The organism is Serratia sp. BIGb0234, assembly GCF_024809915.1.
Classification (GTDB): domain Bacteria; phylum Pseudomonadota; class Gammaproteobacteria; order Enterobacterales; family Enterobacteriaceae; genus Serratia; species Serratia liquefaciens.
In genome coordinates this window covers 42,869-61,017 of the sequence record NZ_JANUEI010000008.1, presented here as the reverse complement: position 1 = coordinate 61,017, position 18,149 = coordinate 42,869, and the positions used below count along the sequence as shown (strand labels likewise).

The 18,149-nt window shown below is 56.7% G+C and carries 15 protein-coding genes; 1 reads left to right on the top strand and 14 read right to left on the bottom strand.

Translation table 11 applies throughout. The annotated features are described in order from the left end of the window. Window positions 1-88: 88 nt before the first annotated feature. The 14 genes from rlmB to nnr form a co-directional block, all read right to left on the bottom strand. Window positions 89-820 (bottom strand): 23S rRNA (guanosine(2251)-2'-O)-methyltransferase RlmB, encoded by a 732-nt coding sequence (gene rlmB, locus M2407_RS22310; protein ID WP_020824913.1) that lies wholly within the window; start codon window positions 818-820, stop codon window positions 89-91. A gap of 59 nt (window positions 821-879) precedes the next feature. Further along, entirely contained in the window at window positions 880-3,366 is a 2,487-nt protein-coding gene (rnr, locus tag M2407_RS22305) for a ribonuclease R (protein WP_020824912.1), read from the bottom strand. 59 nt (window positions 3,367-3,425) lie between these two features. After that, window positions 3,426-3,851, bottom strand: a complete 426-nt coding sequence (gene nsrR / locus M2407_RS22300) for a nitric oxide-sensing transcriptional repressor NsrR (RefSeq protein ID WP_020824911.1) — start codon at window positions 3,849-3,851, stop codon at window positions 3,426-3,428. A 500-nt stretch (window positions 3,852-4,351) separates the two neighbouring features. Next, on the bottom strand, window positions 4,352-5,650 hold the full coding sequence (locus M2407_RS22295; protein ID WP_041415174.1) for an adenylosuccinate synthase: 1,299 nt from the start codon (window positions 5,648-5,650) through the stop codon (window positions 4,352-4,354). Between the two features lie 97 nt (window positions 5,651-5,747). Further along, window positions 5,748-5,948 carry a DUF2065 domain-containing protein gene (locus tag M2407_RS22290; RefSeq protein WP_122076706.1) on the bottom strand — a complete coding sequence of 67 codons (201 nt, stop codon included), beginning with the start codon at window positions 5,946-5,948 and terminating at the stop codon, window positions 5,748-5,750. 63 nt (window positions 5,949-6,011) lie between these two features. After that, window positions 6,012-7,019: a protease modulator HflC gene (hflC, locus tag M2407_RS22285; RefSeq protein ID WP_020824908.1), complete on the bottom strand. Its 1,008-nt coding sequence runs from the start codon at window positions 7,017-7,019 to the stop codon at window positions 6,012-6,014. Window positions 7,020-7,022: 3 nt separating this feature from the next. Next, complete coding sequence (hflK, locus tag M2407_RS22280; protein WP_115060329.1) at window positions 7,023-8,282, bottom strand: FtsH protease activity modulator HflK; 1,260 nt, start codon at window positions 8,280-8,282, stop codon at window positions 7,023-7,025. A 68-nt stretch (window positions 8,283-8,350) separates the two neighbouring features. Next, window positions 8,351-9,631, bottom strand: coding sequence for a ribosome rescue GTPase HflX (gene hflX, locus M2407_RS22275; protein WP_020824906.1), 1,281 nt, complete (start codon window positions 9,629-9,631; stop codon window positions 8,351-8,353). A 95-nt stretch (window positions 9,632-9,726) separates the two neighbouring features. Beyond that, window positions 9,727-10,035, bottom strand: a complete 309-nt coding sequence (gene hfq, locus M2407_RS22270) for an RNA chaperone Hfq (RefSeq protein ID WP_012004894.1) — start codon at window positions 10,033-10,035, stop codon at window positions 9,727-9,729. Between the two features lie 114 nt (window positions 10,036-10,149). Then, on the bottom strand, window positions 10,150-11,091 hold the full coding sequence (miaA, locus tag M2407_RS22265) for a tRNA (adenosine(37)-N6)-dimethylallyltransferase MiaA (protein ID WP_020824905.1): 942 nt from the start codon (window positions 11,089-11,091) through the stop codon (window positions 10,150-10,152). Beyond that, complete coding sequence (gene mutL, locus M2407_RS22260; RefSeq protein WP_201895820.1) at window positions 11,084-12,958, bottom strand: DNA mismatch repair endonuclease MutL; 1,875 nt, start codon at window positions 12,956-12,958, stop codon at window positions 11,084-11,086. Before mutL ends, miaA begins: the two co-directional genes overlap by 8 nt. 26 nt (window positions 12,959-12,984) lie before the next feature. Next, window positions 12,985-14,781 (bottom strand): N-acetylmuramoyl-L-alanine amidase AmiB, encoded by a 1,797-nt coding sequence (gene amiB / locus M2407_RS22255; RefSeq protein WP_020824903.1) that lies wholly within the window; start codon window positions 14,779-14,781, stop codon window positions 12,985-12,987. Between the two features lie 7 nt (window positions 14,782-14,788). After that, entirely contained in the window at window positions 14,789-15,259 is a 471-nt protein-coding gene (gene tsaE / locus M2407_RS22250; protein ID WP_020824902.1) for a tRNA (adenosine(37)-N6)-threonylcarbamoyltransferase complex ATPase subunit type 1 TsaE, read from the bottom strand. Window positions 15,260-15,273: 14 nt separating this feature from the next. Next, window positions 15,274-16,785, bottom strand: a complete 1,512-nt coding sequence (gene nnr, locus M2407_RS22245; RefSeq protein ID WP_259219836.1) for a bifunctional ADP-dependent NAD(P)H-hydrate dehydratase/NAD(P)H-hydrate epimerase — start codon at window positions 16,783-16,785, stop codon at window positions 15,274-15,276. On the opposite strand from nnr, the gene queG reads away from it, so the two are divergent. Continuing rightward, entirely contained in the window at window positions 16,784-17,923 is a 1,140-nt protein-coding gene (gene queG, locus M2407_RS22240; protein ID WP_149573656.1) for a tRNA epoxyqueuosine(34) reductase QueG, read from the top strand. The genes nnr and queG overlap by 2 nt on opposite strands. The last annotated feature ends 226 nt before the right edge of the window (window positions 17,924-18,149 follow it).

Sequence of the window (18,149 nt, the reverse complement as noted above, 5' to 3'; positions counted from 1 at the left end):
GTCAGGGGGAATTCTGCCGCAGGCGAGATCACAGGGTAGGCATTGAGAAAGGAATTAAGGGCGCAAAAGCTGCGCCCTTACGGATAAATCAACTGCGTTGACGCACCGCTTCAAACAGGCAGATACCGGTCGCCACCGAAACGTTCAGCGAAGAAACCGTACCGGCCATCGGAATGCTGATCAGCTCGTCACAGTGCTCGCGAGTCAGACGACGCATACCTTCGCCTTCCGCCCCCATCACCAGCGCCATCGGGCCGGTCATTTTGCTCTGGAACAGCGTGTGGTCGGCTTCGCCCGCAGTGCCCACGATCCAGACGTTCATCTCCTGCAACAATCGCAGGGTGCGCGCCAGGTTGGTGACGCGAATCAACGGCACATTCTCCGCCGCGCCACAGGCCACTTTCTTGGCCGTTGCGTTCAACTGGGCAGAACGATCGCGCGGGACAATCACCGCGTGCACACCGGCCGCGTCGGCGCTGCGCAAGCAGGCACCAAGGTTATGCGGGTCGGTCACGCCGTCCAGCACCAGCAGGAACGGGGTATCCACGCTTTCCAGCAGCGCCGGCAGGTCATTTTCCTGATACTGGCGTCCTTCGCGCACCCGGGCAATGATCCCCTGATGCACCGCACCCTCGACCTTCTCATCCAGCCACTGGCGGTTCGCCACCTGGATAACAATGCCGGTCGCTTCCAGCTCGGCAATCAACGGCTGTAGCCGACGATCGTCGCGGCCTTTGAGGATAAACACTTCCAGGAAGCGTTGCGGATCGTTGTCTAACAGGGCTTTGACGGCATGAATACCGTAAATAATTTCGCTCATGATGCTCTTTTTACTGTGCGGCAGGCAAACGCCTGCCGGTGATAATGACGTGTGGCAGGTTAAGCCTGCTCAGCACCTTTCTTCTTGCCGGCGCGTTTGGCCTTGGTCGCCGCCGCTATTTTCCGGGTTTTGTCGGACACTTTCTTGGCTTTCGCCTTTTTGTCTTTCTTCACCTTGTCAGCGGGCTTGGCTTCATCCTTACGGAAGGCGCTGTCAGGCTCAAAATTGGCTGGCGGTTTGCCGCCCCGGCGTTTGCGCGGTGACGAGGTGCGGCCTGCGCCTGCGCCATCACGCAAGGTGCGCTGGCCGCCTTTCTTGGCGCGATCGCGTTCAGTTTTGCCTTCACCGCGTGGTTTGCGGGTGCTGGAGACCAGAGCGAAGTCAATTTTACGCTCATCCATATGCACCGCTTCCACACGGATCTCTACCGTGTCGCCCAGGCGATAAACCACGCCTGAGGATTCGCCAATCAGACGCTGGCCGATATTATCGTAGCGATAATAATCATTATCCAGCGACGATACGTGCACCAGGCCGTCGATAAACAGATCGTTGAGACGCACGAAGAAACCGAAGCCGGTCACGCTGGCAATGATGCCGCTGAACACTTCACCGACGTGATCCTGCATAAAGTCGCATTTCAGCCAGTCGGCAACGTTGCGCGTCGCTTCATCGGCGCGACGTTCAGCCATCGAACAGTGCTCGCCCAACTGCAGCATTTCTTCGAATTCGCTGTGCCAACCACCGGTCGGCGTCCAGCGCTCTTTCGGTTCGCCGTGCTCTTTGGCCAGTTGGTACTTGATCGCACGGTGCATCGCCAGATCCGGATAACGGCGGATCGGTGAGGTGAAGTGGCCATAAGAAGCCAGCGCCAGACCAAAGTGGCCGCGGTTTTCCGGATCGTAAACCGCCTGCTTCATCGAACGCAGCAGCATGGTTTGCAGCATTTCATGGTCAGGACGTTCGGACACTTCATCCATCAGTGTGGCGTAGTCCTTCGGCTGCGGCTTGTTGCCCCCGCCCAGCGTCAGGCCCAACTCGCCCAGCACGCTGCGCAGTGCACTGATGTGATCGTCACTTGGGCGATCGTGCACGCGGAACAGCGCCGGTTCGTTATTTTTCTCGACAAAGCGTGCAGCGGCGACGTTCGCCATAATCATGCACTCTTCGATCAGTTTGTGAGCGTCGTTACGCACCGTAGGTTCGACGCGCTCAATACGACGTTCGGCGTTAAAGATAAACTTGGCTTCTTCGGTTTCGAAAGCGATACCGCCACGTTCAGCACGCGCCTGATCCAGCACCTTGTACATCGCATGCAATTCTTCCAGGTGTTTGACCAGCGGGTGATAATGCTCACGCAGCTCCTGATCGCCCTGCAGAATATGCCAGACCTTGTTATACGTTAAGCGGGCGTGAGAGCTCATGACCGCTTCATAGAATTTGGCCGTCGACAGGCGTCCTTGTGCAGAGATGGTCATCTCACACACCATGCACAGACGGTCTACCTGCGGGTTAAGCGAACACAGGCCGTTAGACAGCACTTCCGGCAGCATCGGAATAACCTGCGATGGGAAGTACACTGAAGTCCCACGGTTACGGGCTTCGTCATCCAGTGCCGTGCGCGGACGCACGTAATAGCTGACGTCGGCAATGGCAACCCACAGGCGCCAACCGCCGCCGCGTTTTTTCTCGCAGTAGACTGCGTCATCGAAATCGCGGGCATCTTCGCCATCAATCGTTACCAAAGGCAGTTTACGCAGATCAACGCGGCCTTTTTTGGCGGATTCCGGTACCTGTTCACTGAGGTCGGCAACCTGTTTTTCCACCTGCGGCGGCCAAACATGCGGGATTTCATGGGTGCGCAGCGCGATATCTACCGCCATGCTGGTCCCCATTTTATCGCCAAGGATCTCGACAATCTTGCCAACCGCTTTGGTACGACGGGTTGGGCGCTGGGTCAGTTCAACCACCACCATAAAGCCCATGCGCGCACCGCTGACGGCGTCGGCCGGGATCAGGATATCGAAGCTCAGGCGGCTGTCATCCGGCACCACGAAGCCGGTACCGGCGTCCATGAAGAAGCGGCCGACGATTTGACTGGTTTTCGGCACCAGCACACGGACGATACGCGCTTCGCGGCGGCCCTTGCGATCGGCAGCCATGGCCTGTGCCAACACCACGTCGCCGTGGATCGCCATCTTCATCTGTTCAGCTGACAGATACAGGTCGTCTTTGCTGCCTTCGATACGCAGGAAGCCAAAGCCATCGCGGTGGCCGATCACGGTGCCGCGCAGCAGGTCCAGACGTTCCGGCAACGCGTAGCACTGGCGGCGGGTAAAGATTAATTGGCCATCACGTTCCATCGCACGCAGGCGACGGCGCAACGCTTCCAGGGGTTCTTCGCCGGTTAAATTCAGCTCTTTGGCCAGCTCTTCGCGGCTGGCCGGCGTTTCTCTTTTCGCCAAATGGGCCAAAATAAATTCACGGCTCGGAATGGGGGATTCATATTTTTCTGCTTCTCGTTCCAGGAATGGATCTTGTGACATTGCGGTTCCTCCGTTGTCATCAGCAGGGTGCCGCTGAGCCTTGTCTTCTCAGCGACGCTTTATTCGACAAGCAATAGCTTGTAGAGCGATGGATTGTCTTCGACCATATCGGCCAACGTGTGGTTATCCAGCTCTTCAAGGAAATTCTGTACGCCCTGTTGGAGCACCTGCTTCAGTCGGCAGGCAGGGGTTATGTGGCAAAACGTACTGCTGCAATTAACCAGTGAGAGCGGCTCCAGCGCCCTGACCACGTCGCCGAGGCGAATGGTTTCGGCCGGTTTGCCTAAACGGATGCCGCCGTTCTTACCGCGCACTGCGGTGACAAACCCAACCCGGCTTAACTGATTGATGATCTTTACCATATGGTTTCTGGACACGCCGTAGACCTCGGTGACTTCCGAGATGCTGGTCATTTTGTCCGGTGGCAGCGAGGCCATGTAGATCAACGCCCGCAGGCCATAATCAGTAAAACTTGTTAACTGCACATCTACCTCTGGGTATCATTTTACCCGTCTGATACGCCGATTTTCGGCACTATTCAAAAGATTACTTATTGGATAATAAACCAGCCAGAGAGTTCGCCGCTAATTATTTAGCGCATGTCGAGCTCTGGGACAGGTTAAAGAAAGGATTTTTGGACGTGAAACCGCAATCGGGGAAAATCAGGATAAAAACAAACCGGGACACGCCCGGTTTGTACAGGCTGCGTCCCGTAATAGGTCGTGGTGCCGTCGCAGACCCAAAAGCCCGTAATCAAGGCGGAGGGTGATGAACATAGTGGGCCTACGTTCAAGCCCGACAACTCAGAGTACGGTTTTTTGGGGCGCGACCCGAAGGGCTGGGGCCATTTGAACGCGCACCTGTGTTACGCGCCGCTTATTTGGCCCACCAAACCTCACGACTCGCGCCTTGCTGCGCGTCCAAATGACCGCCAGCGGCACTCACGCACTATTGCGGGACACAGCCTAAGTGCAGCAAAGCCAGATTATGCGTCGAACGGGTCGCGCAGGATCATGGTTTCGCTACGGTCCGGGCCAGTAGAGATAATGTCTACCGGTACGCCAGTCAGTTCTTCAATGCGCTTGATGTAGTCCAGCGCTGCCTGTGGCAATTTGCTGTGTTCTTTCACGCCAAAAGTGGTGTCGCTCCAGCCAGGCATGCTTTCGTAGATTGGTTCGATACCTTCCCAACCTTCAGCCGCCAGCGGCGTGGTGGTCATTTCGCGGCCATCTGGCATGCGATAGCCCACGCAGATTTTCACTTCTTTCAGGCCATCCAGCACGTCCAACTTGGTCAGGCAGAAGCCAGACAGGGAGTTGATCTGCACTGCGCGGCGAACCGCTACGGCATCCAACCAGCCGGTACGACGACGACGGCCAGTAGTGGCGCCGAATTCGTTACCCTGTTTGCACAGGTATTCGCCAGTTTCGTCGAACAGTTCGGTTGGGAACGGACCTGCACCCACGCGGGTGGAGTAGGCTTTCACGATGCCCAGCACGTAATCCACGTAACGCGGACCAATACCTGAACCGGTAGCAACGCCGCCAGCAGTGGTATTGGAAGAGGTTACGTACGGATAGGTACCGTGGTCGATATCCAGCAGGGTGCCCTGTGCGCCTTCGAACATGATCAGGTCGCCACGCTTGCGCGCGCCGTCCAACAGTTCAGAAACGTCAACAACCATTGCAGTCAGGATGTCGGCGATAGACAGCACGTAATCCAGAGTCGCCTGGTAATCAACGGCTTCGACTTTGTAGTAGTTAACCAACTGGAAGTTATGATAATCAACAATTTCCTTCAGCTTAACGGCGAAGGTTTCTTTGTTGAACAGGTCGCTGACGCGCAGACCGCGACGAGCTACTTTATCTTCGTAAGCCGGGCCGATACCGCGACCGGTGGTACCGATAGCTTTCGCGCCACGTGCTTTCTCACGCGCGTTATCCAGCGCAACGTGGTAAGGCAGGATCAGCGGACAGGCTTCGGACAGTAACAGACGTTCGCGTACCGGGATGCCGCGCGCTTCGAGTTCACCCATTTCTTTCATCAACGCGTCTGGCGCCAGAACTACACCGTTGCCGATGATGCTGGTCACGTTTTCACGCAGAATGCCTGAAGGAATTAAATGAAGGACGGTTTTTTCACCGTTAATTACCAGAGTATGGCCAGCGTTGTGACCACCTTGATAGCGCACTACATATTGAGCCCGTTCGGTCAGCAGGTCTACGACCTTGCCCTTACCTTCGTCACCCCATTGAGTGCCCAGTACGACGACGTTCTTACCCATTTTAAAAATCACCGGTTGCTTAAAAATGGATTCTACCACCGTAATTCGTGAGTTTCAGCACTTTTAGCGTTGAGTTGCGTATTTTTTAGGCTAACCTTTAAACCCCTGCGCGACTACGCAACATGTAGTAGATCACACAGCCCGCAACCACTATTCCGCCGCCAAACCGCCGCAAGGTAGAGTCAGGCAACTGGGTCATCGCCAGTATCATTTTACGCCAGGCCTGTGGAAACAGCATCGGCCCCAGGCCTTCCAGAACCAAAACCAGCCCTAACGCCAGCCAGATCGTTGAATTCATCAGAAACTCCCAAAAAGAAAGGGCCCGCGTTTAAACGGGCCCTCGATCAATTACCTGTCGTGATTACTTGCGCGTGGAGTCAGGCGACTTCATGTAGCGGAAGAAATCGCTGTCCGGGCTCAGAACCATCACGTCCTGGTTATTGCTGCTGAAGCTGGTTTCGTAAGCACGCAGGCTACGGATAAAGGCGTAGAAGTCCGGATCCTGGCTGAATGCGTTGGCAAACAGTTTGGCCGCTTCGGCATCGCCATCACCGCGAGTGATACGTGCAGTACGCTCAGCTTCCGCCAGGGTACGAGTCACTTCGTAGTCTGCGGTCGCACGCAGCTTCTCGGCTTCTTCCTGACCCTGTGAACGGTGACGACGGGCTACCGCTTCACGCTCGGCGCGCATACGCTGGTAGATCGCATCAGACACTTCCGCCGGCAGGTTGATCTGCTTGATACGCACGTCGATCACTTCAATACCCAACGCCGCCATGCTGTTCGGGTTAACCTTCGGCAGGTTGCCGGTGGTTTCCTTCTCAACACGCGCTGCTGCAGAGGCGATAGCGTCATCGGCTTCGGTGGTGGTGACTTCTTGATCGTCACCCACGGTACCGGTGTTCAATGCATCACGCACGTCTGACATCAGCTTACCGCGCGAGTCGGTGACGATGTCTTTCACGTCCAGACGACCAATCTCGGAACGCAGACGGTCACTGAACTTACGTTTCAGCAGCACTTCGGCCTGTGAAACATCACCGCCGCCGGTTGCCAGATAGTAACGGCTGAAATCGCTGATACGCCATTTCAGGTAAGAATCGACAATCAGGTCTTTCTTCTCGCTGGTCACAAAGCGGTCAGCCTGGTTATCCATGGTCTGGATACGCGCATCCAGCGTCTTCACTGATTCAATAAACGGGATCTTGAAGTGCAGGCCTGGCGCATACACCAGCGGCTTGTTGTCGCTGTCACGCAGAACCTTGCCAAAGCGCAGCACGATGCCACGCTGACCTTCCTGAACCACGAACAAAGAAGCGTATAACGCCACCAGCACCGCGAGGACGATTACTACAAAAGACTTACGCATTGATTACTCTCTCCCTACGCGAGTGGTGTCGTCACGCTGCGCATTTGCCCGGCGCTGGTCCATGACCGAGCCGCTGCTGGTGCGCTGGCTGCTGGAGCTGGCGCCGCTGTTGGCAGACGGAGCGGGGTTGAGACGAATCAGGCTGGTGTCTTTATTGCCGTCCGCCGCCGCGCCGGTTTGGCCACGCAGCATTTGATCCAGCGGCAACACCATCAGATTGTTGCCTTTGTCATTCACCAACACCTTACGGGTGTGGCTCAGGACTTTTTCCATGGTTTCGATATACAGACGCTCACGGGTAATTTGCGGTGCCGATTTGTATTCCGGCAACAGCTTGGCAAAGCGAGCAACCTCACCCTGAGCTTCCAGGACGGTACGGTCTTTATACGCTTTGGCATCTTCCAACAGACGCTGCGCCTGGCCGTTAGCACGTGGCTGAACTTCGTTGGCGTAAGCTTCCGCTTCACGGATGTACTGCTGCTCGTTCTCACGTGCGGCAATCGCATCGTCAAATGCGGCCTTCACCTCTTCCGGCGGACGAGCGGCCTGGAAGTTGACGTCCAGCAGCGTGATGCCCATGTTGTACGGACGAATAGTTTCTTCCAGTACGCGTTGGGTATCGCTACGCACGATAGTACGACCTTCGGTCAGGATCTTGTCCATGGTGTACTTGCCGATAACGCCACGCAGGGCGCTGTCGGTAGCCTGGCTCAGGCTGTCGTCGGCATTGGTCACGCTGAACAGATAGGCTTCCGGGTTGGTCACGCGGTACTGCACGTTCATTTCTACGCGCACTACGTTCTCGTCGGAGGTCAGCATCACGCCAGACGCCGCCAATTCACGAACCGACTCCACGTTAACCGGACGCACTTCATCGATAAAGGTCGGCTTCCAGTTCAAACCTGGCTGAACCAGGTGGCTGAACTTGCCAAAACGGGTCACAACACCACGTTCGGCTTCCTTGATGGTGTAGAAGCCGCTGGCAGCCCAAATCACCACTACCGCTACCGCGGCAATGCCGATGATGCGACCGCTGAGGCCCGGGCCAGAAGTGCCGGTGCCGCCGTTGTTATTGCTGTTGGAGCCTTTGCCCCCGCCCAAACCGCTCAATTTCTTGCTCAGTTTGCGGAAGATATCGTCCAAATCAGGTGGCCCTTGATCACGACCGCCTTTGTTATTACCGCCAGAGTTGCCGCCATTGTTATTGCTGCTCCCCCACGGGTCGCGGTCCTGTCCGTTATTACCGGGCTGATTCCACGCCATGTTTTAGCTCCATATTCTGTGATTGGGTACTTCAGGCTTACGCGAAGCTCAAATGTAACAGGATATGATCATACTATAAAGTTAATCAGTTCCTGTTCCTGTTTGCAGAGGCGACGCCATTCGACGATAGGCATACGTACCACCACGCCAATGCTGCCGTCTTCTTCGTTCCACTCTTTTTCAATTGCCTGAAGCTGGTAAAAACGGCTACGAAGACGGCCTGCCTCTGGCGGTAAGCGCAGCTCATAATGCGCGATTTCCCCCGATAAGCGCTCCGTCAACGCCTGATACAGCAACGGGATACCTTCACCGCTGGCGGCGGACAGCCACACCCGGATCGGTAAGTTTTCATCGTTGCGGTCGATACGCGGGACAAAATCATCCAGCATATCTATTTTGTTCATCACTAAAAGTGTAGGGATCTCATCCGATTCAATCTCTGCCAGCACGGTATTGACCGCTTCTATGTTTTCATCGACGCGGGTATCCGCGGCATCGATTACATGTAACAGCAAAGACGCCTGACGCGTTTCTTGCAGCGTCGCCTTGAAGGCGGCCACCAGATCGTGCGGCAGGTGCCGGATAAAGCCTACGGTATCCGCCAACACGGTATCGCCCACATCGGCCACGTCAATGCGCCGCAGGGTGGGATCCAAAGTGGCAAATAGCTGGTCTGCCGCATAGACATCGGCGGACGTAATTCGGTTAAACAGGGTGGATTTTCCGGCGTTGGTATACCCTACCAGCGATACGGTCGGCACTTCAGCACGGGTACGCGCACGTCGGCCCTGTTCACGCTGCTTAGCTACCCGCTCCAGGCGGCGTAGAATCAAGCTAATGCGATCGCGCAACAGACGACGGTCGGTCTCTAATTGGGTTTCCCCTGGCCCGCGCAGGCCTATCCCCCCTTTTTGGCGCTCAAGGTGGGTCCAGCCACGCACCAAACGCGTGGCAATATGACGCAACTGCGCCAACTCTACCTGCAGCTTACCTTCATGGGTACGGGCGCGCTGGGCAAAGATGTCTAGAATCAACCCGGTGCGATCGATCACTCGGCATTCGCACAGGCGTTCAAGATTTCTCTCCTGCGCTGCAGAAAGGGAGTGATCAAACAGGACAACAGATGCGCCACTGGCTTTTACCGCGTCTGCAATTTCTTCGGCCTTTCCTTCACCGACAAAGTATTTGGGATGCGGGGCTTTGCGGCTACCAGTCACCACTTGCAAAGCTTCGACACCCGCAGAGGACACCAAGGATTCGAACTCACTGAGATCTTCTGTGTCTTTGTCTTGCGAGAAATAGATATGAACCAGGACGGCCTGCTCACCGGCTTCATAACGGTCAAACAAGCGTGCAACCTCTCAAACGGGAACCCGTGAGTTTGGGGGACATAAACAGCCCACGGCTGCTTATGCTCCCCTTCATGGTTGACTCGCAACGCGCTTTATTCAGCGTCATCGCTTTCCTGCTGCGGCTGTTGCGGCGCAGACGGATTGTTACCATGGTGATAGTTACTGGTGCCGCCGCTCGGGGTATTGCTATGGTGCGAAACCGGGCGTGACGGGACAACGGTAGAGATAGCGTGCTTATAAACCATCTGGCTCACCGTGTTTTTCAACAGGATGACAAACTGGTCAAAAGACTCAATCTGGCCTTGCAGCTTAATACCATTCACCAAATAAATAGAAACCGGAACACGTTCACGACGCAATGCGTTCAGGAACGGATCTTGCAAAGATTGCCCCTTAGCCATTCTATCTTTTCCTTATTTGCTTGTTGTTTTTAACTAAGAACCTGTCGGCTCTAAAATAAACGACCTAAAAAATTTGCGCGCTGAATACTCATCAATTGTACACAATCACTCGACCTATGCACTAACAACCTGTATTACCGAGTCCAAAGCCTCTCCCGGCTTCTCGCTGTCCAGCCAATGTACCGAGTTCCAGCCTCGTAACCAGGTCATTTGGCGCTTGGCCAACTGACGTGTTGCGCAAATACCACGATAAACCATCTCATCGTAACTAATTTCGCCAGATAAATATGACCACATCTGGCGATAACCGACACAGCGAATGGAAGGCAAATCCGTATGCAAATCACCCCGTGCAAAAAGTGCACGCGCTTCCGTCTCAAAACCTGCCGCCAACATTTGATGGTACCGCAGCGCGATGCGTTGATGGATCAACTCACGGCTGGTCGGCGCTATCGCAAATTGGTGAACATGATACGGCAACGATTCACCCGAAATTTTAGTCAGTTCCGTTAAAGTTTTACCCGAAATAAAAAAAACTTCCAGTGCTCTGGACAGTCTCTGCGGATCATTAGGATGAATTCTCAAAGCCGCAACCGGGTCAATCTCTTGCAACTGACGGTGTAAAACGTCCCAACCCTGCTCCGCAGCCTGCTGTTCGATACGCTCACGCACCGCCGGATCGGCAGGCGGCAGCGGCGATAAACCTTCCAGCAGCGCCTTGAAGTAAAGCATGGTGCCCCCGACCAGCAGCGGGATACGCCCGGCGGCGGTAATGGCGGCCATCTCTTTCAGTGCATCGGCGCGAAAATCCGCTGCTGAGTAAACTTCGGCGGGATCGCGAATATCAATCAGCCGGTGCGGTGCCTGCGCCAATTCCTCAGCGCTCGGTTTAGCCGTGCCGATATCCATGCCGCGATAAATCAGCGCGGAATCCACGCTGATCAGTTCCACAGGCAGGCGTTCACGCAGCGCGATCGCCAACGCGGTCTTGCCCGAGGCGGTCGGCCCCATCATAAAAATAGCAGGGGGACGTGGTGTCATTTCAGTTTCAATCATGCTTAAGGGCTGCCAGTGCAGCCTGTAAATCAACAGGTTGTAAAAGTCCGCTCGGTGGTGATTTGACCAGCTGCGGGCAAAGTCGTTCAACGTCGGTCAGCAATTGTATCGCTTGCGAGGTGTTCCACTGCTCATGTTCGCTGCCCAAGTGGCGGGCGAACCAGGTGGCTAACACCGGGGGCGACATCTCCTGATGCTCGGCCAGATAGCCTAACAGTTCGGGTATCAGTTTTTGTAAATTTTGTTGGCGTAATGGTAAAGGTACTGCGCGCAACGTCACACGCCCATGATCCGTCTGCAAATCCAATCCCATTTTGACCAGTAACGGCTGATGGCGCACACAGGCGGCCGCTTCTTGCTTATTCAGCGTCAGTTTGATGGGGATCAGCAGCGGCTGCGGCCGCAGGCCTTCTTCAGCCGGATTAAGCTGCGCCTGGCGCAACCAGCGCTCGGCCACCGGCAGGTTGAGCAACATCAATTGCTGGCGACGCTCAATCAGGGCAAAGCACGGCGGATGGATCATCAGCACCCGACCAAAACTGTGCTGGCTGCCGTCCAGCGGCACTTCTCGCTCAGCCTTTACCGGTGGGAACAGCGGTTGTTTCGGCGTTTCTGGCGCTGGCTCCACCACCGGAGCAGCCTGCATCAGTTTGCCGTAAAGCTCGCCTTCGCGCTTTTGGTAGCCGTTGCCTGCCTGATAGGCCGGTTGAGGTGCACGCTCGCGCGCGACGCCCGGTTCACTCGGCTGAGGTTCACGGCGCGGCGCCGGCTGCGAGAAATGGTTGCCGCCGGCGGCGACGCGGTTTTCCGGCTGCCAGGTTGGCGCCGACGGTTGTTCCGGCTCATCGTCCAGCGGCAGCGGCGCGTTGCCGACCTGCTGCAGCACGGTAGTTACCGCCTGATAAATAAAGTCATGTACCAATCGCGCCTGATGAAAACGTACTTCGTGCTTGGCCGGATGCACATTCACGTCTACCTGGTGCGGATCGACCTCGAGATAAAGTACGTACGCGGGCTGCTGATCGTCTTTCAACTGATCCTGATAGGCCTGGCGGATGGCATGATTGATCAGACGATCGCGCATCATACGGCTATTGACGTAGCAATACTGCATCTCGCCCAATTGGCGTGCACCGGCGGGATCAGCCACCCAGCCGCGAATGGTCAGGTCGCCATGCTGCCAGGAAATGTTCAACGCATGCTGCAAAAAAGCCGGGCCACAAATGCTGCCCAGGCGGCGCTCATAGTGGCTCTCGTCTTTGGCTGCGCGATATTGGCGGATCAGTTTGCCGTTGTGGCTGAGGTTGATCGCCACATCGAAACGCGCCAGCGCAATGCGCCGCACCACTTCATCGATATGGCCGAATTCGGTTTTCTCGGTGCGCATGAATTTGCGCCGCGCCGGGGTGTTGTAGAACAGATCCAGCACTTCCAGCGTGCTGCCTATCGGATGCGCCGCTGGTTTGACCGTCACCGCCTGATCGCGGCCTTCGGCATAGGCCTGCCAGGCTTCATTCTGTTCCGCGGTGCGCGAGGTGAGTGTCAAACGGGAAACCGAGCTGATGCTGGCCAACGCCTCACCGCGAAAACCGAGACTGACGATGGCTTCCAAATCGTCGAGCGTGCTGATTTTACTGGTGGCATGACGCGCCAATGCCAATGCCAGATCGTCTTTACCGATGCCGCAGCCGTTATCGCGGATGCGAATCAGCTTGGCACCGCCGCGTTCGATATCAATATCAATGCGCGTTGCACCGGCATCCAGACTGTTTTCCACCAGTTCCTTTACCACTGACGCGGGCCGTTCGACCACTTCACCGGCGGCAATCTGGTTGGCAAGCTGGGGCGGTAACACCTGGATGGGCATGCTGACTCCTCTATCTAATAGTGGCGCTAGGCCTGCGGAATGGTCAGCGTCCGATCCAGCGGCGCGACGTCCGACTTCAGTTTATTCACGCGTTTCAGGTCGCTGACGCTGACACCGTAACGGGTAGCGATGGAGGATAAGGTATCACCGCGGGTCACTTTGTGCCTGGACGGCTTCTTCACACTGGGTTTTGCCTTGGCGACTGTACTGACCGTCGCGGCGGTTTTACCCGCCGGCACTTTAAGGCGCTGGCCGACCCACACGCCGTCTTTTTTCAGCTTGTTCAGGTCACGCAACGCCGCCATGGTGGTGCCATAGCTGTCGGCAATACCGGAAAGCGTTTCGGCTCGCTTCACCACGTGGATCTGCGTTTTACCGCTAATGCGGCTGCTGCCGGCCGAACTGACGATCGGCGCGGGCTGACTGACGTCTTGTGTTGAGGAGTTAACCGCCGCTGCGACGTCCAGCGGTCGGTTTTCCACCTTTGGGTCGGCTTGTAGCGGGTGCGCCAGGAAATAACTGCGCAGGCCGTTGTGGATCGCCCGGGCAATTTTCTCCTGATATGCGCTACTGCCGAGCAGCCGCTCCTCCGTGCTATTACTGATAAATCCTGTTTCCACCAACAAGGATGGGATATCCGGCGAACGCAGCACGCCAAGACTGGCGTGTTCAGGACGACGTTTATGCAATGAGCCGACACTCTGCAACTGCTGCAACACTTTTACTGCGACATCGTAGCCCACGCGTTGCGAGTGACCAAACTGCAGATCCAGCACCGCCTGGCTCAGGTAAGGATCCGCCTGGCTGTTGGCCAGCAAATCACCCGCACCGCCCAGCAACTCGGACTGCTTCTCATGTTGCTCCAGCCAGCCGGCCATCTCACTGTTGGCGCGGCGGTTGGACAGAACCCAAACCGAAGCCCCGTTGGCGCTGCGGTTTGGCGCGGCGTCAGCGTGAATGGAGACCAACACGTTAGCGCCTTGCTTACGTGCCACGTCAGAGCGGCCCATCACCGAGATGAAGTAGTCGCCGTTGCGCGTCAACACTGGTTTAAACTGGGGATCGGCATCCAACAATGCCTGCAGGCGGCGAGCGATGGCGATAGTTACATTTTTCTCTTTCAGGCCGTTCGGGCCAATGGCGCCCGGATCCTGACCGCCGTGACCGGCATCAATAGCCACCACCACCCGATCGCCGGAACCGGCGGATACGCGGCTGCTGCGCGGCGTGACCTCAGATGCGGTACCCGCAACCACGGTAGGCTTATTGGTGAAAGGATTGGAACCACTTGGCGCTCTACGCACCGGAGCGGGCTCTGGTTCAGGCTCACTCACCACCACCGGGGCTTTACGCGTCGGTGGGTTCACGACCACCGGTGCCGGCGTCGGGGCTTTTCGTACTGTAGTGTTTGCGCTGCCCTCGGCGGCGATGGTGAACACCACGGTATAGACACTGCCGTTCTGGCGTGTGGCTACCCGGGTCTTCGCGCGCTGGGTCAGATCAAACACCAGCCTTACGCTCTGGGCGTCTTTCGGCGCGCTGGAACGAATGCTTTTCACCAGGTTCTGGCCGCTGAAATTTAACGGTAAACCGCCCACCTTGCCTTTCTGGTTTACATCCAACACCACGCGATCCGGGCCGTGCAACGGGAAGAAGGCATAGTCCGGCGGACCGGTAAAGCTCACCGATACCGTGGCTTCGCGCTGGGCATTGGTGACTTTAATATCAGACAACGACGATGCGGCCAACGCACTGGCTGCACCCAAAGGCCCCAATACGGCGATCAGGGCGATTACGAGTAATTTTCTCAACGCATACGTCATTGCGGCGTCATTCCTGTGGCCCGTGAATACGGTCTAAAAGCTGGCTGCCGTAGGCAGAAACCGCCTGAATTTTTGCTTCGCGCCCCTGATCCTGGTAGCTGAGATGCAGCTCCAAATCAGGTTCCGGCAAGACGCCGGTCCCCTGCTGTGGCCATTCCACCAGGCAAATGGCATCCTGCGCAAAATAATCGCGAATGCCCATAAATTCGAGTTCTTCCGGATCGGCCAAGCGATACAGATCAAAATGGTATACCGCCAGCGGCTGCAGCGCATAAGGCTCCACCAGCGTATAAGTTGGGCTTTTAACGTTGCCCTGGTGGCCCAATGCCTGCAGAAAACCACGGCTGAAGGTGGTTTTACCGGCGCCCAGGTCACCGTAAAGGTAAATTACGCTGGCGCGATCGCACGCCTTGGCCAAGGCGGTACCCAATGCGACAGTCGCTGCCTCATCCGGCAGAGGTAAAACGAGTTCTTTCATTCGATAGTTTCTATTTATGCCAACTCAGGATTAACGTAATAAGGGATTTCCGGCAATAAATCGCTCGCCAGCATCCCCCTTATTCCTTGTCTTGCCGCCACGCGATCGGCAGCTGCGCCATGCGCCACGCAACCGGCGCAGGCTGCATCATACAGTGAGAGCTTTTGCCCCAGCAAACCGCCGATGATACCGGACAGCACATCGCCCATTCCACCAGAGGCCATGCCGGCGTTGCCGACGTCGGCGATCGCCATCTGGCCTTGATCATCGGCGATCAACGTACCCGCACCTTTCAGCACGGCCACGCCACCGTAATGCGTGACCAGATTACGAACTGCAAGTAAGCGGTCACTCTCAATCTCGGCGGTACGGCACCCCAGCAGGCGTGCCGCCTCCCCAGGATGCGGGGTAAGCACACGATTCTGACGCTTCTCGGGATTTAATGCCAGTAAGTTCAGCGCATCGGCGTCCCATAACGCCGGTTTATCACTGGCTTGCAATATTTTCAGCGCATTCCTACCCCATTCGCCCTGACCCAGCCCCGGGCCAATCACCAGCACATCCGCCCAGTCGAGCGCCTGCTGCAACCCTTCGTCGCTCAGCGGTTGCACCATCAGTTCCGGTCTGGCGGTCAGCAAGGGCCCGACATGCTCAATGTGAGTGAGTACTCGCACCAATCCTGCGCCGCTGCGCAACGCCGCTTCTGCCGCCATGCGTATCGCGCCGCCAAAGCCGTGATCGCCCCCCACCACTAACAAACGCCCCTGTTCACCTTTATGTGAGCAGGGACGACGCGGTTTCAGCCACTGGGACAGCGATTCGGCAGTAAGCCGCTGAATCTGCGTCGGTTGCTTTGCCAGCCACCCCGATAATCCTAGCGTACTCTGGTGAAGTTGCCCGACCCAATCACGAGCCTGGCCGGTCAGCAGGCCAGGTTTAAGCGCGATGAAAGTCATGGTATGCGTTGCGCGGATGACGGCTCCAGGCGCGGCACCGCTTTCAGCCAGCAGGCCCGAGGGGATATCGAGTGCGATAACCGGCGCGCGGCTGCGGTTAACCGCTTCAATCAGGGCATCGTACGGCGCCCGCGGCGCACTGCTTAACCCATTACCGAGCAGGCCGTCGATGATCAGATCAACGTCTTCCGGCCAGCGGCTGTCGACCGGATGGATCTCGCCGCCGCTAGCCAACCATGCCTGTCTGGCAGCAGCCGCTTCTGGGGGCAGTGGGCGTGTGCCTTCGCAGGCAATCAGGCTGACTTTGACACCGGCCGCCGCAGCCAAGCGGGCGACAACGTAGCCGTCACCGCCATTGTTGCCATGACCGCACAGCACCAGCCAGTGGTGGGCGGCAGGATATTGGTCGCACGCCAGCGTGTAAGCCGCCTCACCGGCACGTTGCATCAGTTGATAGAGAGAAATGCCCTGCGAGGCGGCGGCGCTTGCTTCTGCTCGCCGGATCCAGTCCGCAGACCAGACAGAGTGTGGTAAACTGTCAGAGTATCGTTTTTCACTGTGGCCCGTCATGACTCACCCCCTCGATCTCAATCAACTCGCCCAACATATCAAGCAATGGGGGCAATCGCTAGGATTCCAGCAGGTAGGCATCTGCGACACCGATCTGAGCGCGGAAGAGCCCAAGCTGCAGGCCTGGTTGGACAAACAATACCACGGTGAAATGGAGTGGATGGCACGCCATGGCATGCTGCGCGCCCGGCCACATGAGCTGTTGCCCGGCACGCTGCGCGTGATCAGCGTGCGCATGAACTACCTGCCGGCCAAAGCGGCCTTTGCCAGCACCCTCAACAACCCAGAATTAGGCTATGTCAGCCGCTATGCGCTCGGGCGGGACTACCACAAACTGCTGCGCCAACGGCTGAAAAAACTCGGCGATCAGATCCAGGCCTACTGCGGCGAACTTAATTTCCGCCCCTTTGTCGACTCCGCGCCGGTGATGGAACGCGCACTGGCCTCCAAGGCCGGGATTGGCTGGGTTGGTAAACACTCACTTATTTTAAACCGCGAAGCCGGCTCCTGGTTCTTTCTTGGCGAACTGCTGATCGACCTGCCGCTGCCGGTGGATAAGCCCCAGGAGGAACAGTGCGGCCGCTGCGTCGCCTGTATCACCACTTGCCCAACCGGCGCCATCGTCGCCCCCTACACCGTAGATGCACGCCGCTGCATCTCCTATCTGACGATTGAGTTGGAAGGCGCCATTCCTGAAGAATTCCGGCCGTTATTGGGTAATCGTATATACGGCTGTGATGATTGCCAGCTTATCTGCCCGTGGAACCGCTTCTCGCAACTTACCGACGAAGACGATTTCAGCCCACGCGCCGCACTGCATGCACCGCAACTGATTGAACTCTTTGGTTGGACGGAAGAGAAATTCCTGCGCATCACCGAAGGCTCCGCCATCCGGCGTATCGGCCATTTACGCTGGCTGCGCAATATCGCCGTGGCGCTGGGCAACGCCCCTTACCAGGATGCGGCAGTGGTGGCGTTGCGCTCCCGGCTGGCACAGGACGCAATGCTGGACGAACATATCCACTGGGCACTGGAGCAACAGTTGGCGCGGCGTGAGGCGCAAGGCATAGAAGTGCAGACAACGCAGAAAAAACGATTGGTACGGGCTGTGGAAAAAGGATTGCCGAGGGATGCCTGAAATCTTTCATTCAGACCCGATAGTCACTCTGTGGATTTGTGCATAAAAATAAAAATGCTTTGTCTTTCAACTGCAACAAAAAGAGCAAGTGATCGGTATAACGTTTTCGGATAAATAAATATGCATACAAATCAATGCGATAAATATTTCATTTGTGTGGCGTTGATTTTTTGAGCTGCGGGTATTATGAGCGCTACCTGTGGATAAGTCTGTTCACAACATTTCG